Below are 20,965 nucleotides of genomic sequence, written 5' to 3'. Positions count from 1 at the left end.
AAAATGCCTGTTGAAAGGTGCCGTTCATCAAGAAACAGCTTGATTTACAGGAAGATTGCCCGTTGTGGCATAATTGTTGATTTTTGTACTATTAAAATTGTAATTTATGAAGAAAATCATGCTTTCCGCCCTGATTTTAGCGGCTACAGCTTATGGGGCCAGTGCGCAAACACAGAAGGGATATTATCTGATTGGTGGTAATCTTGCGTTGTTGTCTGGAAGTACCAATGAAAAAAGCTTCCAGATGAATATTACACCAAAAGTTGCTTGGTTTGTACAGGAGGACTTAGCCATTGGAGGTAAGGTTGATCTGGGTTTTAAAGCCGGCCGGGCGCAAAAACCGTCCATCAATTATTTTGTAGGCCCAATGGCCCGGTATTATTTTGGTGAGCAACAGGTAAACACACCCAAGCAAACCCGCGTTTTTGCTGAAGCAGATGCCGGAGTGAGTGGTAACAATGCCGGCGGTAAGTCTACCAACGGTTTTGGAGCAGGTATAGGACCAGGACTGGCGTTTTTTGTGAACGAGAACATTGCTTTGGAGGCACTCGCCAAAGCGAATATCATTACCGGTGCCGGCAGCAACGGAGTATCGTTTCGCCCGGAACTGGGATTGGGATTCCAGATTTATCTACCCGGATCCAAGCTCAAACAAATGCGTAACAATATGAAATAACTCCTGATATAGCAAAAAGTTAGGGCTGTATCAAAGTGTACCATTATTCTCCTGCGGGCAGCCGCCGGAGTAAAGCGGTCAACTTTGATACGGCCTTTTTTATTGTATTTTCCCCTGTATCCGTTTATTTTTGCGCCATGCGTAAACTAAGCATGGAAGAGTTGGGACGGATGTCGGTGGAGGCGTTCAAAGAGTCGGAAAAAATGCCGATCGTGGTGGTTCTGGAAAATATCCGCAGTGCCTATAACGTGGGCAGCGTGTTCCGGACCTGTGACGCGTTCCGGGTGGAAGCGATCTATATTACCGGCTATTCGGCAAAGCCCCCTCATAAGGAAATAAAAAAAACCGCCCTGGGGGCAGAGGAATCGGTGCATTGGGCACATTTTGCAAATGCAGGGGAAGCAATTGCCACATTGCGGGAATCGGATTACACGATACTGGCCGTAGAGCAGGTAGCGCAAAGCACCATGCTCCACCGGCTGAACTGGAACGGACAGGAAAAAATTGCCGTGGTGTTTGGAAATGAGGTAACCGGTGTAGAGCAGTCTACTATCGCTTTATGTGACGGCTGCCTGGAAATTCCCCAACTGGGCATGAAGCATTCCCTCAACATTGCTACAGCAGCAGGAGTGGTGTTATGGGAGCTGGTAAGGGCAAAGATCCCTGAGCAGATTGAAAACGAAACTGGTAGCTGATAGCCCAATGCTGAACGCTACATTTTAAAGAACCAAAGACCCAAAAACAGGAACCAGGAGCCAGGATTGCGGCATATGAAGCATCCGCTGATAGCTGATCATTAAATACCTGCGTCCGAAATTCTGAAGAACCAACGCTTAAAGGCACAATCGCCAAACCTAACGCTGCCTGCTGACGTCTGAAATCTGGTATCGGATGTCTGAAATCTGATAGCTGATGTCTGAAAAGAAAAGGATGTTTTCAATAAATGGAAAGAACCCTACATTTGCTGAATGTCTGTTACAAAGAATTACCTGAGCCTCGTTAAGTTTTCCCACACCATTTTCGCCATGCCCTTTGCGCTTATCGGCTTCTTCCTGGGGATCCGTAATACGGATATCAGCGATCAGTCGCCCAATGCTACGGGTATTCTTCCAACTATGTGGAACAAAACCGTCTACCTTTTCCGCGAAAAAGGTTGGGTATTCCTGTTGGTGCTGTTATGCATGATTTTTGCCCGCAATGCCGCCATGTCATTTAACCGGTACCTCGACCGGAAATATGATGCACTGAATCCGCGTACGGCGGTTCGGGAAATACCTGCCGGCATCTTATCCGCCAGGAGTGTATTGTGGTTTACCGTTTTGAACAGCGTATTGTTTATTGTTGCCACTTATTTTATCAATCCTGTTTGTTTTTATTTGTCCCCGGTGGCCTTATTAGTGGTACTGGGTTACAGTTATACCAAACGGTTTACGGCGCTTTGTCACCTGGTGTTGGGCCTGGGCCTTTCACTGGCTCCCATAGGCGCTTACCTTGCGGTAACGGGGGCGTTTGACACCCTGCCTATTCTTTTTTCTTTTGCCGTTCTTTTCTGGGTAAGCGGGTTCGATATAATTTATGCATTGCAGGATGAGGGTTTCGACCGGACAAACCAGTTGTATTCCATACCTTCTGTATTGGGCGGTAAACGGGCGCTGCGGGTATCTGAGCTGTTGCATATATTGAGTGCTACAGCGGTGATTGCAGCGGCCTTTAAAGGTGGCTTTGGCGGCTGGTATTGGGCCGGAGTGGTTGTTTTCGTGGGCATGCTGATCTACCAGCACAGTATTGTAAAAGCCACCGATCTGCGCCGGGTGAACCTCGCTTTTATGACGGCCAATGGTATTGCTTCGGTGGTATTTGCGGTGTTTGTAATCGCCGATCTGTTTTTGCGGTAAAAGGAGTTAAAAAATCCAAAATCCAAAATCCAAATTTCAAGTTTCAAATCCCGAATCTCGAATCTCAATTCTCAAACCTCCATGTCCAGAATCATTGCCATCGACTATGGTTTAAAACGTACGGGAATTGCCGTAACCGATCCGCTGCAGATCATCGCCACGGGCCTAACCACCATCGATTCCCGTGAGCTGATCCCGTTTTTGAAAACGTATTGCACACAGGAGGCGGTGGAAAAGATCATTATCGGCGAGCCAAAGAACTGGGACGATTCGGATACTCATGCTACCCCGCTGGTAAAAAAGGCCATTAAGGAAATAAAAAAGCATTTCCCCAACCTGCCACTGGAAACGGTAGATGAACGGTATACATCAAAAATGGCAAAAGATGCCATGCTTGAAATGGGGCTGAAGAAAATGCAGCGCCGGAATAAGGCCCTGGTTGATGAAATTGCCGCTACCATTATGCTGCAGGAGTATTTGGGGAGAAGTGTTTAGTCATTGGCGGCCGGTTGTGCGCTATCAGGTTTCAGCTATCAGACATCAGCTATCAGATTTCAGACACCAGATACCAGCGGTCAGCGTAGGCGTGGCAGGAGAGAAAGTGGCGATCTGCCTTAGCCGCAGCAACCCGGAGCTGCCAGAACATAATCCTTTAGAATTTAGTATTTAAAATTTAGCGTTTAGTTATTTTCCACTGGTCAGATGACCAATGATCTGCTTTAGCCACCCGACCCCGAGCCACCGGAACTAACCTTTAGAATTTGATATTTCGAATTTAGCGTTTAGAATTTAGTATTTCCCCGGCAACCTGAAACCTCAAACATTTTGGTACCTTTGCAGCTATGATATTACCAATTGTTGCATATGGCAACCCTGTTTTAAGAAAAGTAGCAGAAGATATTGATCCGCAGTACCCCGGGCTGGAATCCCTGATCGCGTCTATGTGGGAAACCATGTATGCCAGCAATGGGGTAGGACTGGCGGCTCCCCAGGTCAACCGCCCGATCCGGCTTTTTGTAGTAGATAGCAAGCAAATCATTGATAACCTGGAGGATGATGAAAAGGATCTGTACCCGGGCGATGAAGGCATCGAACAAACATTTATTAATGCACATATCCAAACGCTGGAAGGCGAATTATGGAGCTACAACGAGGGATGCCTGAGCATTCCGAAGATCCGGGAAGATGTATCGCGCAATCAAACGGTGACCCTTACCTACCAGGATGAGCAGTTTCAGCAGCATACCCGCACCTTCAGCGGCATTACCGCCCGCGTAATCCTGCACGAATATGATCATATTGAAGGAAAACTGTTTATTGACTACCTGCCTCCGTTGCGCAAAAAGCTGATTAAGGGCAAACTGAATGATATTTCCAACGGAAAGATCCGGGTAGATTATAAAATGTCTTTTAATTAGCGTCGCTCGCCGGACCGGAATTCCCTGTTATACTATTTGTTATGAAGATTTGGATGTTCTTTCTTTGTTGCCTGATCGTGTCCGGCGCCGGCGCCCAGCGGGGAGTTTATACCGTTCAGCAGGCGCATTCTCATAATGACTACGAGCAGCAACGGCCTTTTAGGCTGGCTTATGAACACGGATTTGGTTCTATAGAAGCCGATGTGTTCCTGCGCGGGGATGCGCTTCCGGTGGCACATAATGCCGGGGACATTGCACCTGGCCGGGATCTGAAAACCCTGTATTTAGACCCGTTAAAGGCCTGCATCCGGGCAAATAATGGTTCTGTGTATCCAGACCGGACCCGCAAACTGATCCTCCTGATCGATTGCAAAACCGCCGGGGTACCCACGCTCAACGGCATCATTCGCGTATTGCGCGCATACCCGGAAATTACGGGAAATAAAACGGTCCGGATCGTGATCACCGGGAACCAGCCCAATAAGGACTCCTTATATAATTACCCGGCTTTTATTTGGTTCGACGGGGATCTTACCCACACATATACCCGGAAAAACCTGGCGCGTGTGGCCCTTTTTAGTGCCAATTTTAAAAATTATTCTGGGTGGAACGGTTCGGGCGAGCTGGATCATACTTCAAAAACCGCGCTTGAAAACGCCATCAGGGTGGCGGAGAAGGCCGGCAAGCCGATCCGTTTCTGGGGGGCGCCGGACAACAAAGATGCCTGGGAAATGTTCCGTAAAATGGGAGTTGGTTATATCAATACCGACAAGATCGCCGAATTGGCCGCGTTTCTGAGATGACCGCACCGGCTATCAGGATAACCTGCTGATTTATTGATTTTTATGGGGGATTTAAATCCCGGTCGAAGGAGCATTACGCCGGCTTTGAACCCACCGGTTTTTAAAAAAAGAAACAAAAGCGCCGGGATTGTTGATAAATTTTGTGGTTTGCCCGTAAATAAAGTATCAAAAATTAGTTTATTTAAAAAATTCAGTCTACATTTGCACTCCCAAATAAAATTGGGTTTATCCAATGTCACAGAGAATCAGAATTAAATTACAGTCTTACGATCACAACCTGGTTGATAAATCAGCAGAGAAAATCGTAAAAACAGTGCGCAGCACTGGTGCAGTTGTTACCGGGCCTATTCCGTTGCCCACTCACCGTAAAATTTTTACTGTGTTGCGTTCTCCACACGTAAATAAAAAGAGCCGTGAGCAGTTCCAGTTAGCTACTCATAAAAGATTATTGGATATCTATACTTCTTCTTCCCGTACCGTAGATGCGCTGTCTAAGCTGGATCTGCCAAGTGGCGTGGAAGTTGAGATCAAGGCCTAAATCTCCCGACAAGGTCGGGATGTATCAGCCTGTGGCGTTAGTTCTTTTTTAAAGCATTTTTTTTATCTCTCAATGGCATGGCTAATGCCAGAAAAGAGCTCTGAAATTCAACTTCTTAAGTATCAAACGAAGTAAAACATAAAAACAAGCCATTCAGGGTTTGTTTACTATCGGTACTTCCCAATCATCCCCCCGGGGATGAAACAACGGAAAAGGTCGGTAGCAAACGGGGATCGATTCCGGCGTATTGCCGGAAGTCCCAATAATCCTGCAAGGCGTAAAACTACATAACAATGAAAGGTATTATTGGGAAAAAATTGGGAATGACCAGCATCTATGATCCCTCAGGTAAACAAACTGCCTGCACGATCATTGAAGCAGGTCCTTGTGTTGTAACGCAGGTAAAGAAAACAGAATCAGACGGTTACAACGCCTTGCAAATCTCTTTCGGCGACAAAAAAGAAAGCCGCACTACGCAACCAGAGAAAAACCACTTCGCTAAAGCTAACACTTCCGCAAAAAAATTCTCCAAAGAGTTCAGAGATTATTCCTTAGAAAAAAATCTTGGTGATACCATTACTGTAGACATCTTCGAAGAAGGTGAAAAAGTTGATGTTGTAGGTACAACAAAGGGTAAAGGTTTCCAGGGTGTTGTAAAACGTCATGGTTTCCACGGGGTAGGTGAGCAGTCACACGGTCAGCACGATCGTCAGCGCGCTCCCGGTTCTCTGGGTAACTCTTCCGATGCCAGCCGTGTAATGAAAGGTATGCGCATGGCCGGCCGTATGGGTGGCGACCGCGTAAAACTGAAAGGTTTGAAAGTGGTAAAAATCTTCGCTGAAAAAAATTACATCCTGGTAAGCGGTTCTGTACCGGGCCATATCGGTTCCATTGTTTTCATTCAAAAATAAGATCCGGTATCCTGTAACATATAAAATTTTTTGAAAATGCAAATTGAAGTTTTAAATATAGAAGGTAAAAGCACCGGTCGTTCTGTTGAACTGCCTGATGATATTTTTGGAGCGGAGCCTAATGACCATGTAATTTATCTGGCTGTAAAACAATTTTTAGCAGCACAGCGTCAGGGAACGAACAAAGTAAAAACCCGTGCGGAAGTACAGGGTGCCAGCCGCAAGCTGCACAAACAAAAGGGAACCGGTGGTAGCCGTAAGGGTAATATCCGTAACCCCTTATACAAAGGTGGTGGTACCATTTTTGGACCTAAGCCCCGCGACTATAGCTTTAAGCTGAATAAGAAAGTAAAAGACCTGGCAAAGATCTCTGCACTTTCTTATAAAGCAAAAGCAAACGCCATTCTGGTGGTAGAAGATATCAGCCTGGAAGCGCCTAAAACAAAAACATTGGCCACTGCTTTAAGCAAATGGAATGTAGGCGAAAAGAAATCAATGTTCATTTTGGCTGAGCCCAATGAAAATATTGAATTGTCATTGCGCAATGTACCTTCGGTGCTGGCGTTACCTCTGAGCGATATCAACACATATGATATTGTAAACTCAGAAGTGCTGGTACTTTCTGAAGGTGCTGCAAAAATATTTTCTGAAGATTTAGAAGAGGCTGTAGAAGCTTAAGAGTTTAACCCCGAAAAAAAGATTTGGTCATGAAACCATCTGAAATATTAATCAAACCGATTTTAACCGAAAAAGCAAATGCTCAGCAGGAAAAACTGCGCCGGTATGCTTTTAAGGTGGCAAAAAAATCAAACAAGCTGGAAATTAAAAAAGCTATTGAAACTTTTTACGGTGTTACCGTTACCAGCGTAAATACAGTTGTGGCTCCTGCAAAAAATAAAACCCGCTATACAAAAGCAGGATTTATCCAGGGACGTAAGGCCGGTTACAAGAAAGCATATGTAACCGTTGCGGACGGCGAGGAGATCGATCTGTATGCGAATATTTAATTTCTGAATAGTAAGGCAATCAACCGCCGCGAAGTGTTGAATCCAAATAAAATGTTTCGGCAACGGGAACAACCCGAAACCTGAAATTTGAAACCTGAAACAAAGAAAATGTCAGTAAGAAAGTTTAAGCCGGTAACCGCCGGTACGCGTTGGAGAATCGGGAATTCTTTTTCCGAGGTGACTACGAACAAACCCGAAAAGAGCCTGTTAGAAACCAAAAAGAGCACCGGTGGACGGAACTCTTCCGGTCATTTAACCATGCGTTACAGAGGGGGTGGTCATAAGAAAAAGTATCGTATTGTTGATTTCAAGAGAGATAAACATGATGTTGCTGCTAAAGTGGTAAGCATCGAATACGATCCGAACCGTACAGCGTTCATCGCACTTTTGGAATATGCTGATGGAGAAAAGCGTTATATCATTGCTCCGCAGGGGCTGGTTGTAGGTGCAGAGGTGATCAGCGGTAATGCCGTTGCTCCTGAGATTGGAAATGCGCTGCAATTAAAAAATATGCCGCTGGGTACCAATGTGCACAACATTGAGCTGAACCCGGGTCAGGGTGGAAAGATCTCCCGCAGTGCCGGAGCTTCTGCACAGCTGACCAACAAGGAACAAAAATACGCCGTTTTAAAAATGCCTTCCGGTGAGCTGAGAAAAGTACTGATCAACTGTTTTGCAACTGTTGGTGTGGTAAGCAACAGCGATCATAGCCTGCAGAGTATGGGTAAAGCCGGTAGAAACCGTTGGAGAGGTATCCGCCCAAGAAACCGTGGTGTGGCTATGAACCCTGTAGATCACCCGATGGGTGGTGGTGAAGGACGCGCTTCCGGAGGTCATCCGCGCAGCCGTACCGGTAAGTACGCAAAAGGAGAGAAGACAAGAACTGTGGGTAAGTCAAGCGATAAACTGATCATCCAGCGTAAAAACGGTAGCAAACTGGCTAAGTAATTTGACATTTAGTATTTGAACTTTAGAATTTAAAAAATAAATATGGCTCGTTCGATAAAAAAAGGTCCTTATGTAGCAACTCACTTGGAAAACAAAGTGTTGGCTATTAACGAAGGAAAAGGAAAAAAGGCTGTAATTAAAACCTGGAGCCGCCGCTCTACAATTACACCCGATTTTGTAGGCCACACATTTGCCGTGCATAATGGAAATAAATTCATCCCCGTATATGTTACGGAGTTTATGGTAGGCCATAAACTGGGTGAATTTGCACCTACCCGCAACTTTAAAGGACACGCGGGCGATAAAAAATAAATCATAACAGAACGCATACGTTAAGAAATTAATATAATGGAAGCAGTAGCAAAACTTAGAAATTATCCGACTTCACCTCGTAAAATGAGGCTGTTGGCTGATTTGATTCGTGGCCAAAGAGTGGATTTGGTGTTGGCCGAATTGGAGCACAACCCCAAACACCCCGCAGTACCTTTGCGTAAGCTGGTATTAAGCGCCATTGTAAACTGGAAACAGGCCAATGAAGGGGAAGATGAATCCGGCTTAGTGGTAAAAACCATTTTTGTAGACGGTGGCCGTACACTGAAGCGCATGCGCCCCGCTCCGCAAGGCCGTGGCTACCGTGTTCGCAAACGCAGCAACCATGTAACCCTGGTGGTGGATGTGGCTGGTGAAGATAAAAAGGCTGCTAAGAAGGTAAAGGCTGCCGCTAAAGCTGCGCCTGTAGAAGAAGTAAAGGAAGCAAGTGCAAAAGCCCCGGCTAAGAAAAAGGCTGCTGCAAAAAAGTCAACTAAAGAATCTAAAAAAGCATAACCAATAAATATGGGTCAAAAAGCAAATCCAATTGGTAACAGGTTAGGCATCATCCGTGGATGGGAATCTAACTGGTATGGAAGCAAAAAAGATTTTGCTTCTAAGTTAATCGAAGACAACAAAATCAGAACATACCTGAACGCCCGTATCAACAAGGGAGGTATTTCTAAAATTGTTATCGAAAGAACCTTAGGTAAATTAATTATCACCATTCATACTTCCAAGCCAGGCATCATCATCGGTAAAGGTGGTGGCGAGGTAGATCGTATCAAGGAAGAACTGAAGAAGCTGACTCAGAACGATGATGTACAGATCAACATCCTGGAGATCCGTCGTCCTGAAACCGATGCGATGATCGTTGGTGATACCATTGCCCGCCAGATCGAGAACCGGATCAACTTTAAACGTGCCACTAAAATGGCCATAGCTTCTGCGCTGCGCATGGGTGCTGAAGGTATTAAGGTAAAACTGAGCGGTCGTTTAGGTGGTGCTGAAATTGCCCGTAGCGAAGAGTTCAAACAGGGACGTGTGCCGCTGCATACATTCCGGATGGATATCGACTATGCCAATGTATTTGCTCAAACCGTTTATGGAAAGATCGGGATCAAGGTTTGGATCTGTAAAGGTGAGGTACTGGCTAAGCGTGATCTGAATCCTAACTTTATCTCCGGAAACGACAAAAATGTAGGCGGTGGTGAAAGAAGAGATCATCGCAGAGATGACCGCAGAGGCGATCGCCGTGGTGGTGGAAGAGACAAAAGGAATTAATAATATATAAAACAGTTTGAAGTCTGAGATTCAATCAATCTCAAATCTCAAATCTCAAATCTCAATAGAATGTTACAACCGAAGAGAACAAAGCACAGGAAAATGCAAAAGGGTCGCATGAAAGGCGACGCCAAAAGAGGGACTACCATTTCGTTTGGTTCTTATGCTTTAAAAGCCCAGGATTCTCACTGGATTACGGACCGCCAGATCGAGGCTGCCCGTCAGGCACTTACCCGTAGCATGAAAAGGGAAGGGAACGTATGGATCCGCATTTTCCCTGATAAGCCCATCACTAAGAAACCTGCAGAGGTTCGTATGGGTAAAGGTAAAGGTAACCTTGAATATTGGGCTGCTGTTGTACAACCCGGCCGTATCATTTTTGAAGTGGACGGAGTAAGCGAGGAAGTTGCACGCAGAGCACTGTCTTTAGCATCTGGTAAATTGCCGATCAAGACTAAGTTCACCATGCGTAGGGATTTAGTTACTAATTAATAAATCAAATTAAGATGTCAAAGAAAAAAGAATTTATAGGCGGCATAAAAGGATTAAACGCGGAAGATTTAAAGGTTCAGCTGGAGCAATCCAAGCAGCGCCTGAAGAAACTTGAGTTCGCACACGCGATCTCTCCGCTGGAGAATCCGATGTCTATCCGTGCACTGCGCAAAGATATCGCCCGGATTGAAACGTTTTTAAAACAAAACCAAGGCAGCGAAGCTGCGAAAGCGTAACAGCAATTTGTACAAGCCAAAAGGTAAAATAAAATGTCTGAAAGAAATTTAAGAAAAACAAGAATAGGTGTGGTTACCAGCAACAAGATGACAAAAACCATCACTGTTGCCGTGGAAAGAAAAGTAAAACACCCTATTTACGGTAAGTTCCTTAAAAAAACGACCAAGTTCCACGCTCATGATGAAAAAAATGAGTGCAGCATTGGGGACACCGTTAAAATTATGGAAACCCGCCCCTTGAGCAAATTGAAGCGCTGGAGACTGGTTGAGGTTATCGAAAAAGTAAAATAAGCATTTGGGTATTGGGCAATCAATATTCAAAATTTGGAAACAGATAATATTTTTAAAATAGATTTCGGGGTACAAGCATCTCAACGCTTAATCCGGTAAGCATCGGAACCCAAATCTCAAATCTTTAAGAAAATGATTCAGCAAGAAAGCCGGTTGAACGTGGCGGATAATAGTGGCGCAAAAGAAGTTCTTTGTATCCGCGTACTGGGTAACAGCGGACAACGCTATGCAAAAATTGGCGATAAAATCGTTGTAACAGTAAAAGACGCAGCTCCGGCAGGGGGAATTAAAAAAGGTACCGTTGCTAAAGCGGTGATCGTACGTACTACTAACAAATTGCGCCGTAAAGATGGTTCGTACATTCGTTTTGATGACAACGCTGTTGTGATCCTGAACGCATCTGATGAACCAAGAGGTACCCGTATTTTCGGGCCGGTAGCCCGGGAGCTTCGTGATAAAGGATATATGAGGATCGTTTCGTTAGCTCCGGAGGTGTTATAAATGAGCTAAATGCCTAATGCAAAGTGCTGAAGGCATTCCATCCATAAAAAATAGCGTTAGCCTTGAGCCCGCGCATTAAGCATAAAGAAAGCATAAAAAAATGAGCAAAAGATTTAAACCCAAGTACAATATTAAAAAAGGCGATTTGGTTATTGTTATCAGCGGTGCTGCAAAACCCCGCAAAGATGATAACGGTAAGTTTGAATATAAACCACGTTTGGTGAAAGAGGTGTTGGTTGAAGATGGAAAAGTGCTGGTTGAAGGTGTAAACATCAAAACCAAACATACCAAACCCTCCGCCCAGAATACAAAGGGTGGTATTGTAAAAGTAGAAGCTCCGATTCATATCAGCAATGTAATGCTGTGGGATGCAAAAGCAAAGGCGCCTTCTAAAGTAACGCGTCAGCGCGAAGAGGGCAAAACACTGCGCATCTTTAAAAAATCAGGAGAAAAAATCTAATCTTTTGTGTATCGCAAATAAAGTAATAGACCATGAGTACTAAAACATATATCCCCAGGCTGGCCACAAAATATAAGAATGAAGTGGTTCCGGCGTTAGTGAAGAAGTTTGCTTACAGTTCTGTAATGCAGGCTCCTAAACTGGAAAAGATCTGCATCAACCGTGGTGTAAACGGTGCCGTAACCGACAAGAAGCTGGTTGACGTAGCCGTAGATGAGCTGAGCACCATCACCGGTCAGAAAGCGGTGGTAACCAACTCTAAAAAAGACATTTCTAACTTTAAGCTGCGTAAGAGCATGCCCATCGGTGCGCGTGTTACCCTGCGTGGTGAAAAAATGTATGAATTCCTGGATCGCCTGATTGCGGTGGCATTACCCCGCGTACGTGATTTTAAAGGAATCAACGAAAAGTCTTTCGACGGCCGCGGAAACTATACCATGGGGGTTACAGAGCAGATCATCTTCCCTGAGATCGATATCGATAAAGTGAACAAGATCACGGGTATGGATATCACTTTTGTGACCACTGCCCAAACAGATGAAGAGGCATACGAACTGTTGAAGGAACTGGGAATGCCCTTTAAAAACGCTAAAAAGTAATATTATAAAATCACAAATCACAAGTTCTTAAGCTTGCAACGGTAACCGCCTGGAAACTTAGAATTTGGAATTTAGAATGTAATCAAACATGGCAAAAACTTCAATTAAAGCCCGTCAGGTAAAAAGAGAAAAAATGGTGGAGCAATACGCCGCTAAAAGAGAGGAGCTGAAAAAAGCCGGTGATTATGCCGCTTTGGACAAGCTGCCTAAAAACTCTTCTAAAGTGCGTTTGAAAAACCGTTGCCAATTAACAGGTCGCCCCAAAGGTTATGTACGTTATTTCGGGATTTCCCGGGTAGCCTTAAGGGATATGGCGTTGAATGGTAAAATTCCGGGCTTAAAGAAAGCGAGCTGGTAATTTAGCAGCACAAAGCCGTAAGACAGGGTATGGGCTTTTAAAATAAACCACCCACTAAAATTTTGAACTGATATAATTCATATATAAAATGGTAACAGATCCAATTGCAGATTTTTTAACAAGAATACGTAACGCTCAGATGGCAGGTCACCGTATTGTAGACATTCCTGCATCGAACCTTAAAAAACGTATGACGGAGATCTTATATAATCAAGGATATATCCTGAAATATAAGTTTGAGGAAGATAATAAGCAAGGGGTAATCAAAATCGCTTTGAAATACGACGCTACTTCCAAACAGCCCGCTATTCAGAGCCTGGAAAGAGTAAGCCGCCCGGGACTGCGTCAATACGCTAAGCCCGCGGATATCCGCCGTGTAAAGAACGGTTTGGGAATCGCGATCCTGTCTACTTCCAAAGGAGTAATGACAGATAAAGACGCCCGTTCTCAGAACGTAGGTGGTGAGGTGCTTTGCCACATCTATTAATCAAATGTCATTAAACCGGCAATACATTAAGCCGATACCTAACAGGCTGACCGGTTGCCGGACGTATCAACAATAAATAAGAAACAATAAACTAATTTTTATGTCTCGTATAGGTAAACAATTAATCTCCATTCCGGAAGGCGTTACCGTAGCAGTAGGAAGCGACAACGTTGTTACTGTTAAAGGTAAAAAAGGAGAGTTGAAACAAGCCGTAAACACGGATATCAAAGTAGAAGTAAAAGACGGTCAGGTTACTATCACCCGTCCTTCTGACCAGATCCAGCACCGCGCCCTGCATGGCTTGACCCGTGCGCTGGTGGCCAACCTGGTACAAGGTGTTACAAACGGATTTGAAAAAAAGATGGAACTGGTGGGTGTAGGTTATAAAGCTACCAACCAGGGTAATCAGCTGGATCTTTCTTTGGGATATTCGCACAATATCATTTTTGATATTCCTAAGGAACTGACTGTGGTTACTGAAACCGTAAAAGGACAGAACCCTACTATTACAATCAGCGGAAGCGACAAGCAGCTGGTAGGTGCGGTATGCGCCAAGATCCGCAGCCTGCGTAAGCCTGAGCCTTACAAAGGAAAAGGGGTACGCTTTGTAGGTGAAATCGTACGCAAGAAAGCAGGTAAATCTGCAGGTAAATAAATAATTTGAAGATTTGAAAATGAGTTAATTTGAAAATTTATTCGTTAGCCATTTTCAAATTTTCAAATCATCAAATTTTCAAATGATCCCTGGCAGTATCAGGGAAATAAATAAAGAAACAATGTCAAACGCAAAAGTTAAAAGAAGAACCAGCATCCGCCGCATCATCCGTCAGAAAGTGAGCGGTACATCACAAAAGCCAAGACTGGCGGTGTTCCGGAGCAATACGGATATTTATGCACAATTGATCGATGATGTGCAGGGGCTTACGATTGCAGCTGCGTCTACAAAGGACAAAGATATCAAGGCCCAATCCGGCACCAAATCCGAGTTGAGCAAGCTGGTAGGTGCTGCTATTGCCCGCAAAGCGGCTGATCTGAAAGTAACAACTGTGGTTTTTGACAGAGGTGGTTATTTGTACCACGGACGGGTGAAAGCAGTTGCAGAAGGTGCAAGAGAAGGTGGTTTGCAATTTTAAAAAGTTATTCAATCTAAAACGAAATAATGTCAACAGTTAATTTCAACAATGTTAAGGCCGGCGATCTTGAATTAAAAGACAAGGTTGTAGCTATTAATCGTGTAGTAAAAACAACTAAAGGAGGCCGTGCATTCAGCTTTTCCGCGTTGGTTGTTGTAGGAGATGGCAACGGTGTTGTAGGACATGGTTTAGGAAAGGCGAAGGAAGTTCAGGAAGCTATTACAAAGGGAATCGAAGATGCAAAGAAAAACCTCATTAAAGTTCCGATCATGAAGGGCACTATTCCTCATGACCAGTGGGCGAAAGAGGGTGCTGCTAAGGTAATGGTAAAACCGGCTTCTGCGGGTACTGGTGTAATCGCCGGAGGCTCTATGCGCGCGGTATTGGAAGCTGCAGGTCTTACAGACGTGTTGGCGAAGAACCTGGGATCAGCAAACCCACACAACGTGGTTAAAGCTACCTTTAAAGCCCTGGCAATGATGCGGGAGCCTGTACATGTAGCGAAGACCCGCTCTTTAGGTTTAAAGAAAGTATTTAACGGATAAGAACGTTTGTTGTTTATGGTTTGAAGTTTATGGTTAAGATCCGCAGCTTCAAACTCTAAACCGCAAACCTCAAACATATTGATATGAAAAAGATAAAAGTTACTTTAGTAAAAAGCCCCATCGACCGCCCGGAAAGGCAGAAGCTCACATTAAAGGCTTTAGGATTGAATAAGACCAACAGCAGCAAAGAAGTAGAAGCTACTCCGCAGATCCTGGGTATGATCCGTAAGGTGGAGCATATGGTTAAAGTAGAAGAATTATAAATTTCCGGTTCCGGGGTTTATATTTGCACCGTCTCAGCTATTACAGTCCTGTTTTGAACAGGCATATTATTGAAACAAGCGAGCTCCCGCTTTTGGAGCGTAAGTAAAAAATAAAGCAATGAAATTACATGAATTAAGACCTGCAAAAGGTGCTGTACACAAAGAAAAAAGAATTGGTCGTGGTGAAGGTAGCGGTTATGGTGGCACCTCCACAAAAGGTAACAAAGGTGGACAAAGCCGTGCTGGTTACAAGCGGAAATTAGGTCATGAAGGTGGTCAGATGCCAATTCAGCGTCGTACTCCGAAAAGAGGCTTTAAAAACCCGGATAAGATCGTTTACAAGATCATTAATATCGGTCAGGTTGATCAGTGGGCCGAAACACATAACATTTCTGATTTTTCTGCTGAAAATCTTTACGCAATGGGCTTTATCGGTAAAACAGATAGAGTAAAGGTTTTGGGTAATGGAGAAATTAAGGGCAAATTCACTTTTAAAGTTCACGCCATCAGCGAAAAAGCAAAGGCTGCAATCGAAGCCGCCGGTGGGTCTGTTGAGGTTTTAAAATAATTTCTCAAAAATAAATTTTGACGCACGTAGTGCGTCTTTTAATTTTGGAGAATTGACTAATTTAAGAAGAATCAGGTGAAAAAACTAATTACTACACTTAAGAACATATGGAGCATTGAAGAGCTAAGGAGTAAAATTCTTTTCACTTTGTTGCTTATTTTTATTTACCGGATCGGTAAATACATACCATTGCCCGGTATCAACCCGGTTACTTTAGAGGCCCTGCAGAAAAACAATGCACAAAATGGCATCCTGGATCTGATCAATACCTTTGCCGGTGGTGCGTTTGAACAGGCTTCTATTTTTGCATTGGGTGTGATGCCTTACATTACCGCGTCCATCTTTATGCAGCTGATGACCGTTCTGGTTCCTTCATTCCAAAAAATGCAGAAGGAAGGAGAGAGCGGCCGTAAGAAGATCAACCAGATCACACGATATCTTACCGTAGTGGTAACTTTCGTACAGGCATTTGCTTACCTGGCTTACCTGCAGCAAACTTCCGGACCGGCGATTATGGCCGGGTACGGCAGCTTCTATTTCTCATTAACAACCATTATCCTGCTTACTACCGGAACATTATTCGTAATGTGGCTGGGTGAAAAGATCACGGATAAAGGATTGGGTAACGGTACTTCCCTTATCATCATGGTAGGGATCCTGGGACGGTTACCGCAGTCGGTAGCACAGGAGCTTACGTTCCGTTCTACCCGTACCGGTGATATCCTGATCTTTATTATAGAGATTGCGCTGTTTATCGGTATCATTATGGGATCTATCCTGTTGGTACAGGGTGTACGGAAAGTGCCGGTGAACTATGCAAAGCAGATCGTTGGCAACCGCCAGTTTGGTGGTGCACGCCAGTTCCTGCCGCTGAAAGTGAACAGTGCCGGTGTAATGCCGATCATCTTTGCGCAGGCGATTATGTTTGTACCCACCCTGTTTACAATGGGTAGCAAAAATGCAGACCTGGGAAGAATGTTCACCGATCATACCAACGGCTGGTATATGCTGATTTACGCAACTGTGGTAATCGGCTTTACATTCCTGTATACAGCGTTGATCTTTAACCCCAAGCAGATTTCTGACAACCTTAAGCAGAATAACGGCTTTATTCCCGGTGTAAAACCCGGTCAGCCAACAACGGACTATATCGGTACCATCATGGACCGGATCACCTTTCCGGGTGCCGTTTTACTGGCCTTTGTAGGAATTTTGCCCGGTTTGATCCAGAAGCTTTTTGGCATGACGAACGGTTTCTCCATGTTCTTTGGAGGTACTTCGCTGCTGATTATGGTGGGTGTGGTACTGGATACATTACAACAGATCGAAACCCAGCTGATGATGCGTCAGTACGATGGATTAATGAAGAGCGGCCGGATCCAGGGACGTCAGAGTTCCTCCGCCATTCAGATTTAATTCGTTATAAGAAATTCAATAACTTTGCAGTCCCGCAGCGTAAGTTGCGGGACTTTTTTAATGAATTATATGGTAAAAATCAAATCAGACGACCAGGTGGCATTGATGCGCAAAAGCGCACTGCTGGTAAGTAAAACGCTAACCGAAATTGCAAAGATCCTGAAGCCCGGAATTACAACATTGAGCCTTGATAAGAAGATCGCTGAATTTATTGCGGACCATAACGCGGTTCCATCTTTTCTGAATTATAACGGTTACCCGTTCAATTCCTGCATATCCGTAAACGATGTGGTGGTGCATGGATTTCCCAATAAGAAGGAGTTAAAACAGGGCGATATTGTTTCGATTGATGTAGGGGTGATCCTCGATAAATGGCATGGCGATCATGCGTATACGTTTGCCATTGGCGAGCCGGATCCGGAAACGCAGCAACTGATCGCTGTTACAAAAGAATCGTTATATAAAGGGATCGAAAAGGCCACCACCGGGCACCGCATCGGGGATATCGGTTTTGCGATTCAGGATTATACCGAAAAAGGACATGGTTACGGCGTTGTAAGAGAGCTGGTGGGGCATGGCCTGGGGCAGAAGATGCACGAAGATCCGCAGGTACCCAACTATGGTAAACGAGGCACCGGCATGAAGCTGCAGAGCGGGATGGTGCTGGCTATTGAGCCGATGATCAATCTCGGTAAAAAGGACGTCTTTACAGAAAGCGATGGCTGGACGGTTCGTACAAAGGATGGAAGTCCTTCCGTACACTTTGAGCACGACGTATGCGTGCGCCCGGGAAAGGCAGACGTGCTTTCGAACTACGCTACTATTGAAGAAGCCGAAAAGCTAAACCCGGAGTTGTTTGTGTGCACACTTAAGTCCTGAGTTGCTGCAGCAATGATACCGGACGGTTTTTATTTTTAATCTTCAAGGAAAACATATGAAAATAGCGGTTATTGGAACAGGATATGTGGGGCTCGTAACGGGTACCTGTTTTGCAGAAACGGGTAACCAGGTGGTTTGTGTGGATGTGGATCAGAAGAAGATCGCCGCATTGCGAAGTGGTAAAACTCCTATTTATGAACCAGGGCTGGATGTATTACTGGCCCGGAATATTAAGGAAGAACGGATCAGCTTTACCGATGATCTTACAAAGGCCGTTGAAGATGCACTGGTGATTTTCCTGGCGCTTCCAACGCCCGCCGGTGCCGACGGCGCGGCCGACCTGAAGTATGTACTGCAGGTAGCCGAACAACTCGGAAGCCTGATCACCACTTACAAAATTATTGTCAATAAGAGTACGGTGCCCGTTGGTACCGCCGAAAAAGTGTCCGCCATTTTATCCAAGCGGCTTTCTTCATCCTTGTTTGACGTAGTATCCAATCCCGAATTTTTGAGAGAGGGCGTTGCGGTAGACGATTTCCTGAAACCGGAGCGCGTGGTGATCGGTACAACATCTGAGCGGGCAACAAAAATTATGGCCGATCTGTACAGTCCCTTTGTACGGCAGGGAAATCCCATTTATTTTATGGATGCACGTAGCGCTGAGATGACCAAGTATGCAGCCAATTCATTCCTGGCTATGAAGATCTCCTTTATGAATGAGATTGCCAATCTCTGCGAACGTACCGGTGCTAATGTAGATTGGGTGCGCATCGGTATCGGTAGCGATCAGCGGATCGGCAAGCGGTTCCTGTTCCCCGGCATCGGGTATGGCGGCAGTTGCTTTCCAAAAGATGTGCTGGCATTAAATCTTACGGCACAGGAACACGAGTACGATTTTAAATTACTGCAATCGGTACTTGCCGTAAACACACTGCAGAAAAAACGGTTGGTGCAAAAGCTGAGCCAGTATTTTGATCATAACCTTCAGGGCAGGCAGTTTGCACTATGGGGACTGGCTTTTAAGCCGGAAACGGATGATATCCGCGATGCCCCGTCTGTAGACATTATCGGGGAGTTGCTGGCTGCAGGCGCTACTGTAAAAGTGTATGATCCGGTGGCCACAGAAAACGTGCGTCAGCTGTTCGGCGACCAGCTTCTGTATTCCGAAAGCCAGTATGAGGCACTGCAGGATGCCGATGCCCTGCTGATCTTAACCGAATGGAGTGAGTTCCGGAACCCGGATTTTGAAAAAATAAAACGAAACCTGAAAGCACCCGTTATTTTTGACGGCCGGAATGTGTATGCACTGGAAAAGATGAAAGAGCAGGGCTTTCACTATGAAAGCATCGGGCGGAGTTCCATAAATTAATGCTGGTCCGGCTACAGGAATCTATCGCGTTGCTGCTTGGATTGCAAGATGGAATAAGTGAAGATCAGTGATACTTTGTCAGGCGCTCCTGATCAATCGGGATTGTTTCAACCTTTATTAAAACTGTAAATGATTCGCGTAGGTCCTGAAACAGGAACAGATCCCGGAACAAGTCCTGGATGACATCTTCGGGATGACTACTGGGAGTGATGGTCATTACCTTATTGATTTAGCAATGCAATGACAAAATAAAGATGACGAAGGTATGATCGACCTTCAATGTCTTCCAGCTTTAACAACCGGCTTCCTTTAAAGAGCACCTACGCTGCGCATTTCAGGGAGCGATACCGGTCAGGATCTTCCAAAACGGTAGAGCGGTAACAGCGGATCGGCTTCATTGCGAAGCAGTTTTAAGATCAGTTCCATGCCCTGAATAGAAAAGGTGATGCCGTTTCCGCCGAAACCCAGTACAAAATATGCATTGGGATATTTTTCATGCTGACCAATATACGGCAGCCCGTCCCGGGTTGAGCCAAAGCACCCGGCCCAGGAGAAATCATCGACAAAGGTTATATCCGGCATAAACCGGTCCAGCTTTTCCATCAGCAGTTTTGTTTTCCGCTCTTTGATACGTTCGCGGAACGCGCCGGAGTTAAACGGGCTGTCGCCGCCGCCAACAAGCAGGCGGTTATCGTCGGTGGTGCGCATATATATATAGGGCTTTTCGGTATTCCAGATCAGCAATTCCTTCAGTTCCGGCGAAAGCTGCACACCGGCTTCACTAACGCAGGCAAAGGTGCTGAACAGCCGGGCTGTTTTTTCGGGGATCATGGCTACGGTTTCATAACCGGAGCAAAACACGATCTTTTTGCCACGAACTCTGCAGCCGTTGGCCAGCTCAACCTGTACCCCGGAAGCCTGGTAGTCGATGGCGGCGATTTCGGTTTGATCGTAAACGCGTAATCCCCGTTGCCGGTTTTTATGGAACAGCTCATGGGTAAACCGGTACGCATCCATACTGGCCGCCGTAGCAGAAAGGATGCCTCCAGCGGTTTGCAACTGGTACCGTTGTGCAATGGCGGCGGCCGGCAACCAGCTTACTCCCAGCTGGTACTGATCCCGCATCGCGTATTCCTCCCGCAGTATTGCCGCTGATTTTTCGTCGTGCGCGAAGTAAAGGGATTGTTTTTCGGCAAACCCGCAATCGATCTTTTCACGGGAAACCAATGCCGCCAGTTCCTGAATGGCCCGGATTCCTGCCTGGTAGCAACGCACGGCATTTTCCGTTCCGATATCGCTGGCCAGCTGGTACAGGGGTACATCAATTTCGTATTGCAACATGGCTGTGGTAGCTGCGGTGCTGCCCTGTGCAATATCTCTTTTATCGAGCACGGTTACCTCGTATCCGGCATGCAGCAGCGCATGACTGATAAGTGCGCCGGTGATTCCGCCACCAATAACAATGATTTCGGAGCGCAGGTTTTCCTGCAGCGAGGGGTAGCTGTAAAGCAGGCCGTTTTTGATCAGCCAAAAAGATTCAAGTGTTCTTAAACGCATTTTTAGATGTAATTTTACCTGT

31 protein-coding genes are annotated in these 20,965 nt (G+C 45.3%); 30 read left to right on the top strand and 1 reads right to left on the bottom strand.

What is annotated here, in order from left to right:
- Positions 1 to 106 precede the first annotated feature (106 nt).
- The 30 genes from LQ567_RS08965 (at position 107) to LQ567_RS08820 (ending at position 19,386) form a co-directional block, all read left to right on the top strand.
- Positions 107 to 676, top strand: coding sequence for a porin family protein (locus tag LQ567_RS08965; protein WP_231004160.1), 570 nt, complete (start codon positions 107 to 109; stop codon positions 674 to 676).
- 137 nt (positions 677 to 813) lie between these two features.
- Positions 814 to 1,371: an RNA methyltransferase gene (locus LQ567_RS08960; RefSeq protein WP_231004159.1), complete on the top strand. Its 558-nt coding sequence runs from the start codon at positions 814 to 816 to the stop codon at positions 1,369 to 1,371.
- A 273-nt stretch (positions 1,372 to 1,644) separates the two neighbouring features.
- Positions 1,645 to 2,571 (top strand): UbiA-like polyprenyltransferase, encoded by a 927-nt coding sequence (locus LQ567_RS08955; RefSeq protein WP_231004158.1) that lies wholly within the window; start codon positions 1,645 to 1,647, stop codon positions 2,569 to 2,571.
- Positions 2,572 to 2,652: 81 nt separating this feature from the next.
- Complete coding sequence (gene ruvX, locus LQ567_RS08950) at positions 2,653 to 3,066, top strand: Holliday junction resolvase RuvX (protein WP_231004157.1); 414 nt, start codon at positions 2,653 to 2,655, stop codon at positions 3,064 to 3,066.
- 347 nt (positions 3,067 to 3,413) lie between these two features.
- Positions 3,414 to 3,989 (top strand): peptide deformylase, encoded by a 576-nt coding sequence (gene def / locus LQ567_RS08945; protein WP_231004156.1) that lies wholly within the window; start codon positions 3,414 to 3,416, stop codon positions 3,987 to 3,989.
- A 41-nt stretch (positions 3,990 to 4,030) separates the two neighbouring features.
- Entirely contained in the window at positions 4,031 to 4,792 is a 762-nt protein-coding gene (locus LQ567_RS08940; RefSeq protein ID WP_231004155.1) for a phosphatidylinositol-specific phospholipase C/glycerophosphodiester phosphodiesterase family protein, read from the top strand.
- 232 nt (positions 4,793 to 5,024) lie between these two features.
- Complete coding sequence (rpsJ, locus tag LQ567_RS08935) at positions 5,025 to 5,330, top strand: 30S ribosomal protein S10 (RefSeq protein ID WP_008584585.1); 306 nt, start codon at positions 5,025 to 5,027, stop codon at positions 5,328 to 5,330.
- Positions 5,331 to 5,623: 293 nt separating this feature from the next.
- The gene (gene rplC / locus LQ567_RS08930; RefSeq protein WP_231004154.1) at positions 5,624 to 6,241 is read left to right on the top strand and encodes a 50S ribosomal protein L3; all 618 of its coding nucleotides are present in this window, start codon (positions 5,624 to 5,626) and stop codon (positions 6,239 to 6,241) included.
- Between the two features lie 36 nt (positions 6,242 to 6,277).
- Complete coding sequence (gene rplD, locus LQ567_RS08925; protein WP_231004153.1) at positions 6,278 to 6,919, top strand: 50S ribosomal protein L4; 642 nt, start codon at positions 6,278 to 6,280, stop codon at positions 6,917 to 6,919.
- 29 nt (positions 6,920 to 6,948) lie between these two features.
- The gene (gene rplW, locus LQ567_RS08920) at positions 6,949 to 7,248 is read left to right on the top strand and encodes a 50S ribosomal protein L23 (protein ID WP_231004152.1); all 300 of its coding nucleotides are present in this window, start codon (positions 6,949 to 6,951) and stop codon (positions 7,246 to 7,248) included.
- A 108-nt stretch (positions 7,249 to 7,356) separates the two neighbouring features.
- The gene (gene rplB, locus LQ567_RS08915; protein ID WP_231004151.1) at positions 7,357 to 8,196 is read left to right on the top strand and encodes a 50S ribosomal protein L2; all 840 of its coding nucleotides are present in this window, start codon (positions 7,357 to 7,359) and stop codon (positions 8,194 to 8,196) included.
- A gap of 42 nt (positions 8,197 to 8,238) precedes the next feature.
- The gene (gene rpsS / locus LQ567_RS08910) at positions 8,239 to 8,508 is read left to right on the top strand and encodes a 30S ribosomal protein S19 (RefSeq protein ID WP_008584596.1); all 270 of its coding nucleotides are present in this window, start codon (positions 8,239 to 8,241) and stop codon (positions 8,506 to 8,508) included.
- A 36-nt stretch (positions 8,509 to 8,544) separates the two neighbouring features.
- Entirely contained in the window at positions 8,545 to 9,021 is a 477-nt protein-coding gene (gene rplV, locus LQ567_RS08905; protein WP_231004150.1) for a 50S ribosomal protein L22, read from the top strand.
- A gap of 9 nt (positions 9,022 to 9,030) precedes the next feature.
- Positions 9,031 to 9,789: a 30S ribosomal protein S3 gene (gene rpsC, locus LQ567_RS08900; protein WP_231004149.1), complete on the top strand. Its 759-nt coding sequence runs from the start codon at positions 9,031 to 9,033 to the stop codon at positions 9,787 to 9,789.
- Positions 9,790 to 9,858: 69 nt separating this feature from the next.
- Positions 9,859 to 10,281 (top strand): 50S ribosomal protein L16, encoded by a 423-nt coding sequence (gene rplP / locus LQ567_RS08895; RefSeq protein ID WP_231004148.1) that lies wholly within the window; start codon positions 9,859 to 9,861, stop codon positions 10,279 to 10,281.
- Between the two features lie 14 nt (positions 10,282 to 10,295).
- Positions 10,296 to 10,517 (top strand): 50S ribosomal protein L29, encoded by a 222-nt coding sequence (rpmC, locus tag LQ567_RS08890; RefSeq protein WP_231004147.1) that lies wholly within the window; start codon positions 10,296 to 10,298, stop codon positions 10,515 to 10,517.
- Positions 10,518 to 10,550: 33 nt separating this feature from the next.
- Complete coding sequence (gene rpsQ / locus LQ567_RS08885) at positions 10,551 to 10,808, top strand: 30S ribosomal protein S17 (RefSeq protein ID WP_231004146.1); 258 nt, start codon at positions 10,551 to 10,553, stop codon at positions 10,806 to 10,808.
- Between the two features lie 132 nt (positions 10,809 to 10,940).
- Positions 10,941 to 11,309 carry a 50S ribosomal protein L14 gene (gene rplN, locus LQ567_RS08880; RefSeq protein WP_231004145.1) on the top strand — a complete coding sequence of 123 codons (369 nt, stop codon included), beginning with the start codon at positions 10,941 to 10,943 and terminating at the stop codon, positions 11,307 to 11,309.
- Positions 11,310 to 11,409: 100 nt separating this feature from the next.
- Positions 11,410 to 11,769, top strand: a complete 360-nt coding sequence (rplX, locus tag LQ567_RS08875; RefSeq protein ID WP_231004144.1) for a 50S ribosomal protein L24 — start codon at positions 11,410 to 11,412, stop codon at positions 11,767 to 11,769.
- A gap of 32 nt (positions 11,770 to 11,801) precedes the next feature.
- The gene (gene rplE / locus LQ567_RS08870; RefSeq protein ID WP_231004143.1) at positions 11,802 to 12,368 is read left to right on the top strand and encodes a 50S ribosomal protein L5; all 567 of its coding nucleotides are present in this window, start codon (positions 11,802 to 11,804) and stop codon (positions 12,366 to 12,368) included.
- A gap of 88 nt (positions 12,369 to 12,456) precedes the next feature.
- The gene (rpsN, locus tag LQ567_RS08865; protein WP_090388156.1) at positions 12,457 to 12,726 is read left to right on the top strand and encodes a 30S ribosomal protein S14; all 270 of its coding nucleotides are present in this window, start codon (positions 12,457 to 12,459) and stop codon (positions 12,724 to 12,726) included.
- Between the two features lie 88 nt (positions 12,727 to 12,814).
- A complete protein-coding gene (rpsH, locus tag LQ567_RS08860; protein ID WP_231004142.1) occupies positions 12,815 to 13,213 on the top strand; it encodes a 30S ribosomal protein S8 in 399 nt (132 codons plus the stop codon).
- Positions 13,214 to 13,313: 100 nt separating this feature from the next.
- The gene (gene rplF, locus LQ567_RS08855; RefSeq protein ID WP_231004141.1) at positions 13,314 to 13,868 is read left to right on the top strand and encodes a 50S ribosomal protein L6; all 555 of its coding nucleotides are present in this window, start codon (positions 13,314 to 13,316) and stop codon (positions 13,866 to 13,868) included.
- Between the two features lie 121 nt (positions 13,869 to 13,989).
- The gene (gene rplR / locus LQ567_RS08850; RefSeq protein ID WP_231004140.1) at positions 13,990 to 14,346 is read left to right on the top strand and encodes a 50S ribosomal protein L18; all 357 of its coding nucleotides are present in this window, start codon (positions 13,990 to 13,992) and stop codon (positions 14,344 to 14,346) included.
- 26 nt (positions 14,347 to 14,372) lie between these two features.
- Positions 14,373 to 14,891 (top strand): 30S ribosomal protein S5, encoded by a 519-nt coding sequence (gene rpsE / locus LQ567_RS08845; RefSeq protein WP_018630064.1) that lies wholly within the window; start codon positions 14,373 to 14,375, stop codon positions 14,889 to 14,891.
- A gap of 83 nt (positions 14,892 to 14,974) precedes the next feature.
- Positions 14,975 to 15,154 (top strand): 50S ribosomal protein L30, encoded by a 180-nt coding sequence (rpmD, locus tag LQ567_RS08840; RefSeq protein WP_067752876.1) that lies wholly within the window; start codon positions 14,975 to 14,977, stop codon positions 15,152 to 15,154.
- Between the two features lie 118 nt (positions 15,155 to 15,272).
- Entirely contained in the window at positions 15,273 to 15,722 is a 450-nt protein-coding gene (gene rplO, locus LQ567_RS08835) for a 50S ribosomal protein L15 (RefSeq protein WP_231004139.1), read from the top strand.
- Between the two features lie 75 nt (positions 15,723 to 15,797).
- The gene (secY, locus tag LQ567_RS08830) at positions 15,798 to 17,138 is read left to right on the top strand and encodes a preprotein translocase subunit SecY (RefSeq protein ID WP_231004138.1); all 1,341 of its coding nucleotides are present in this window, start codon (positions 15,798 to 15,800) and stop codon (positions 17,136 to 17,138) included.
- Positions 17,139 to 17,207: 69 nt separating this feature from the next.
- Entirely contained in the window at positions 17,208 to 18,017 is an 810-nt protein-coding gene (gene map / locus LQ567_RS08825) for a type I methionyl aminopeptidase (RefSeq protein ID WP_231004137.1), read from the top strand.
- Between the two features lie 55 nt (positions 18,018 to 18,072).
- Entirely contained in the window at positions 18,073 to 19,386 is a 1,314-nt protein-coding gene (locus LQ567_RS08820) for a UDP-glucose dehydrogenase family protein (RefSeq protein WP_231004136.1), read from the top strand.
- Positions 19,387 to 19,737: 351 nt separating this feature from the next.
- Here the strand turns inward: LQ567_RS08820 and LQ567_RS08815 are convergent, their stop codons facing one another.
- On the bottom strand, positions 19,738 to 20,943 hold the full coding sequence (locus LQ567_RS08815) for an NAD(P)/FAD-dependent oxidoreductase (RefSeq protein WP_231004135.1): 1,206 nt from the start codon (positions 20,941 to 20,943) through the stop codon (positions 19,738 to 19,740).
- Positions 20,944 to 20,965 lie beyond the last annotated feature (22 nt).

The sequence above is a fragment of the Niabella pedocola genome, from assembly GCF_021044425.1.
GTDB lineage: Bacteria > Bacteroidota > Bacteroidia > Chitinophagales > Chitinophagaceae > Niabella > Niabella pedocola.
Note: the sequence above shows the minus strand (reverse complement) of the source record. Positions and strands in the feature narration are given on the sequence as shown.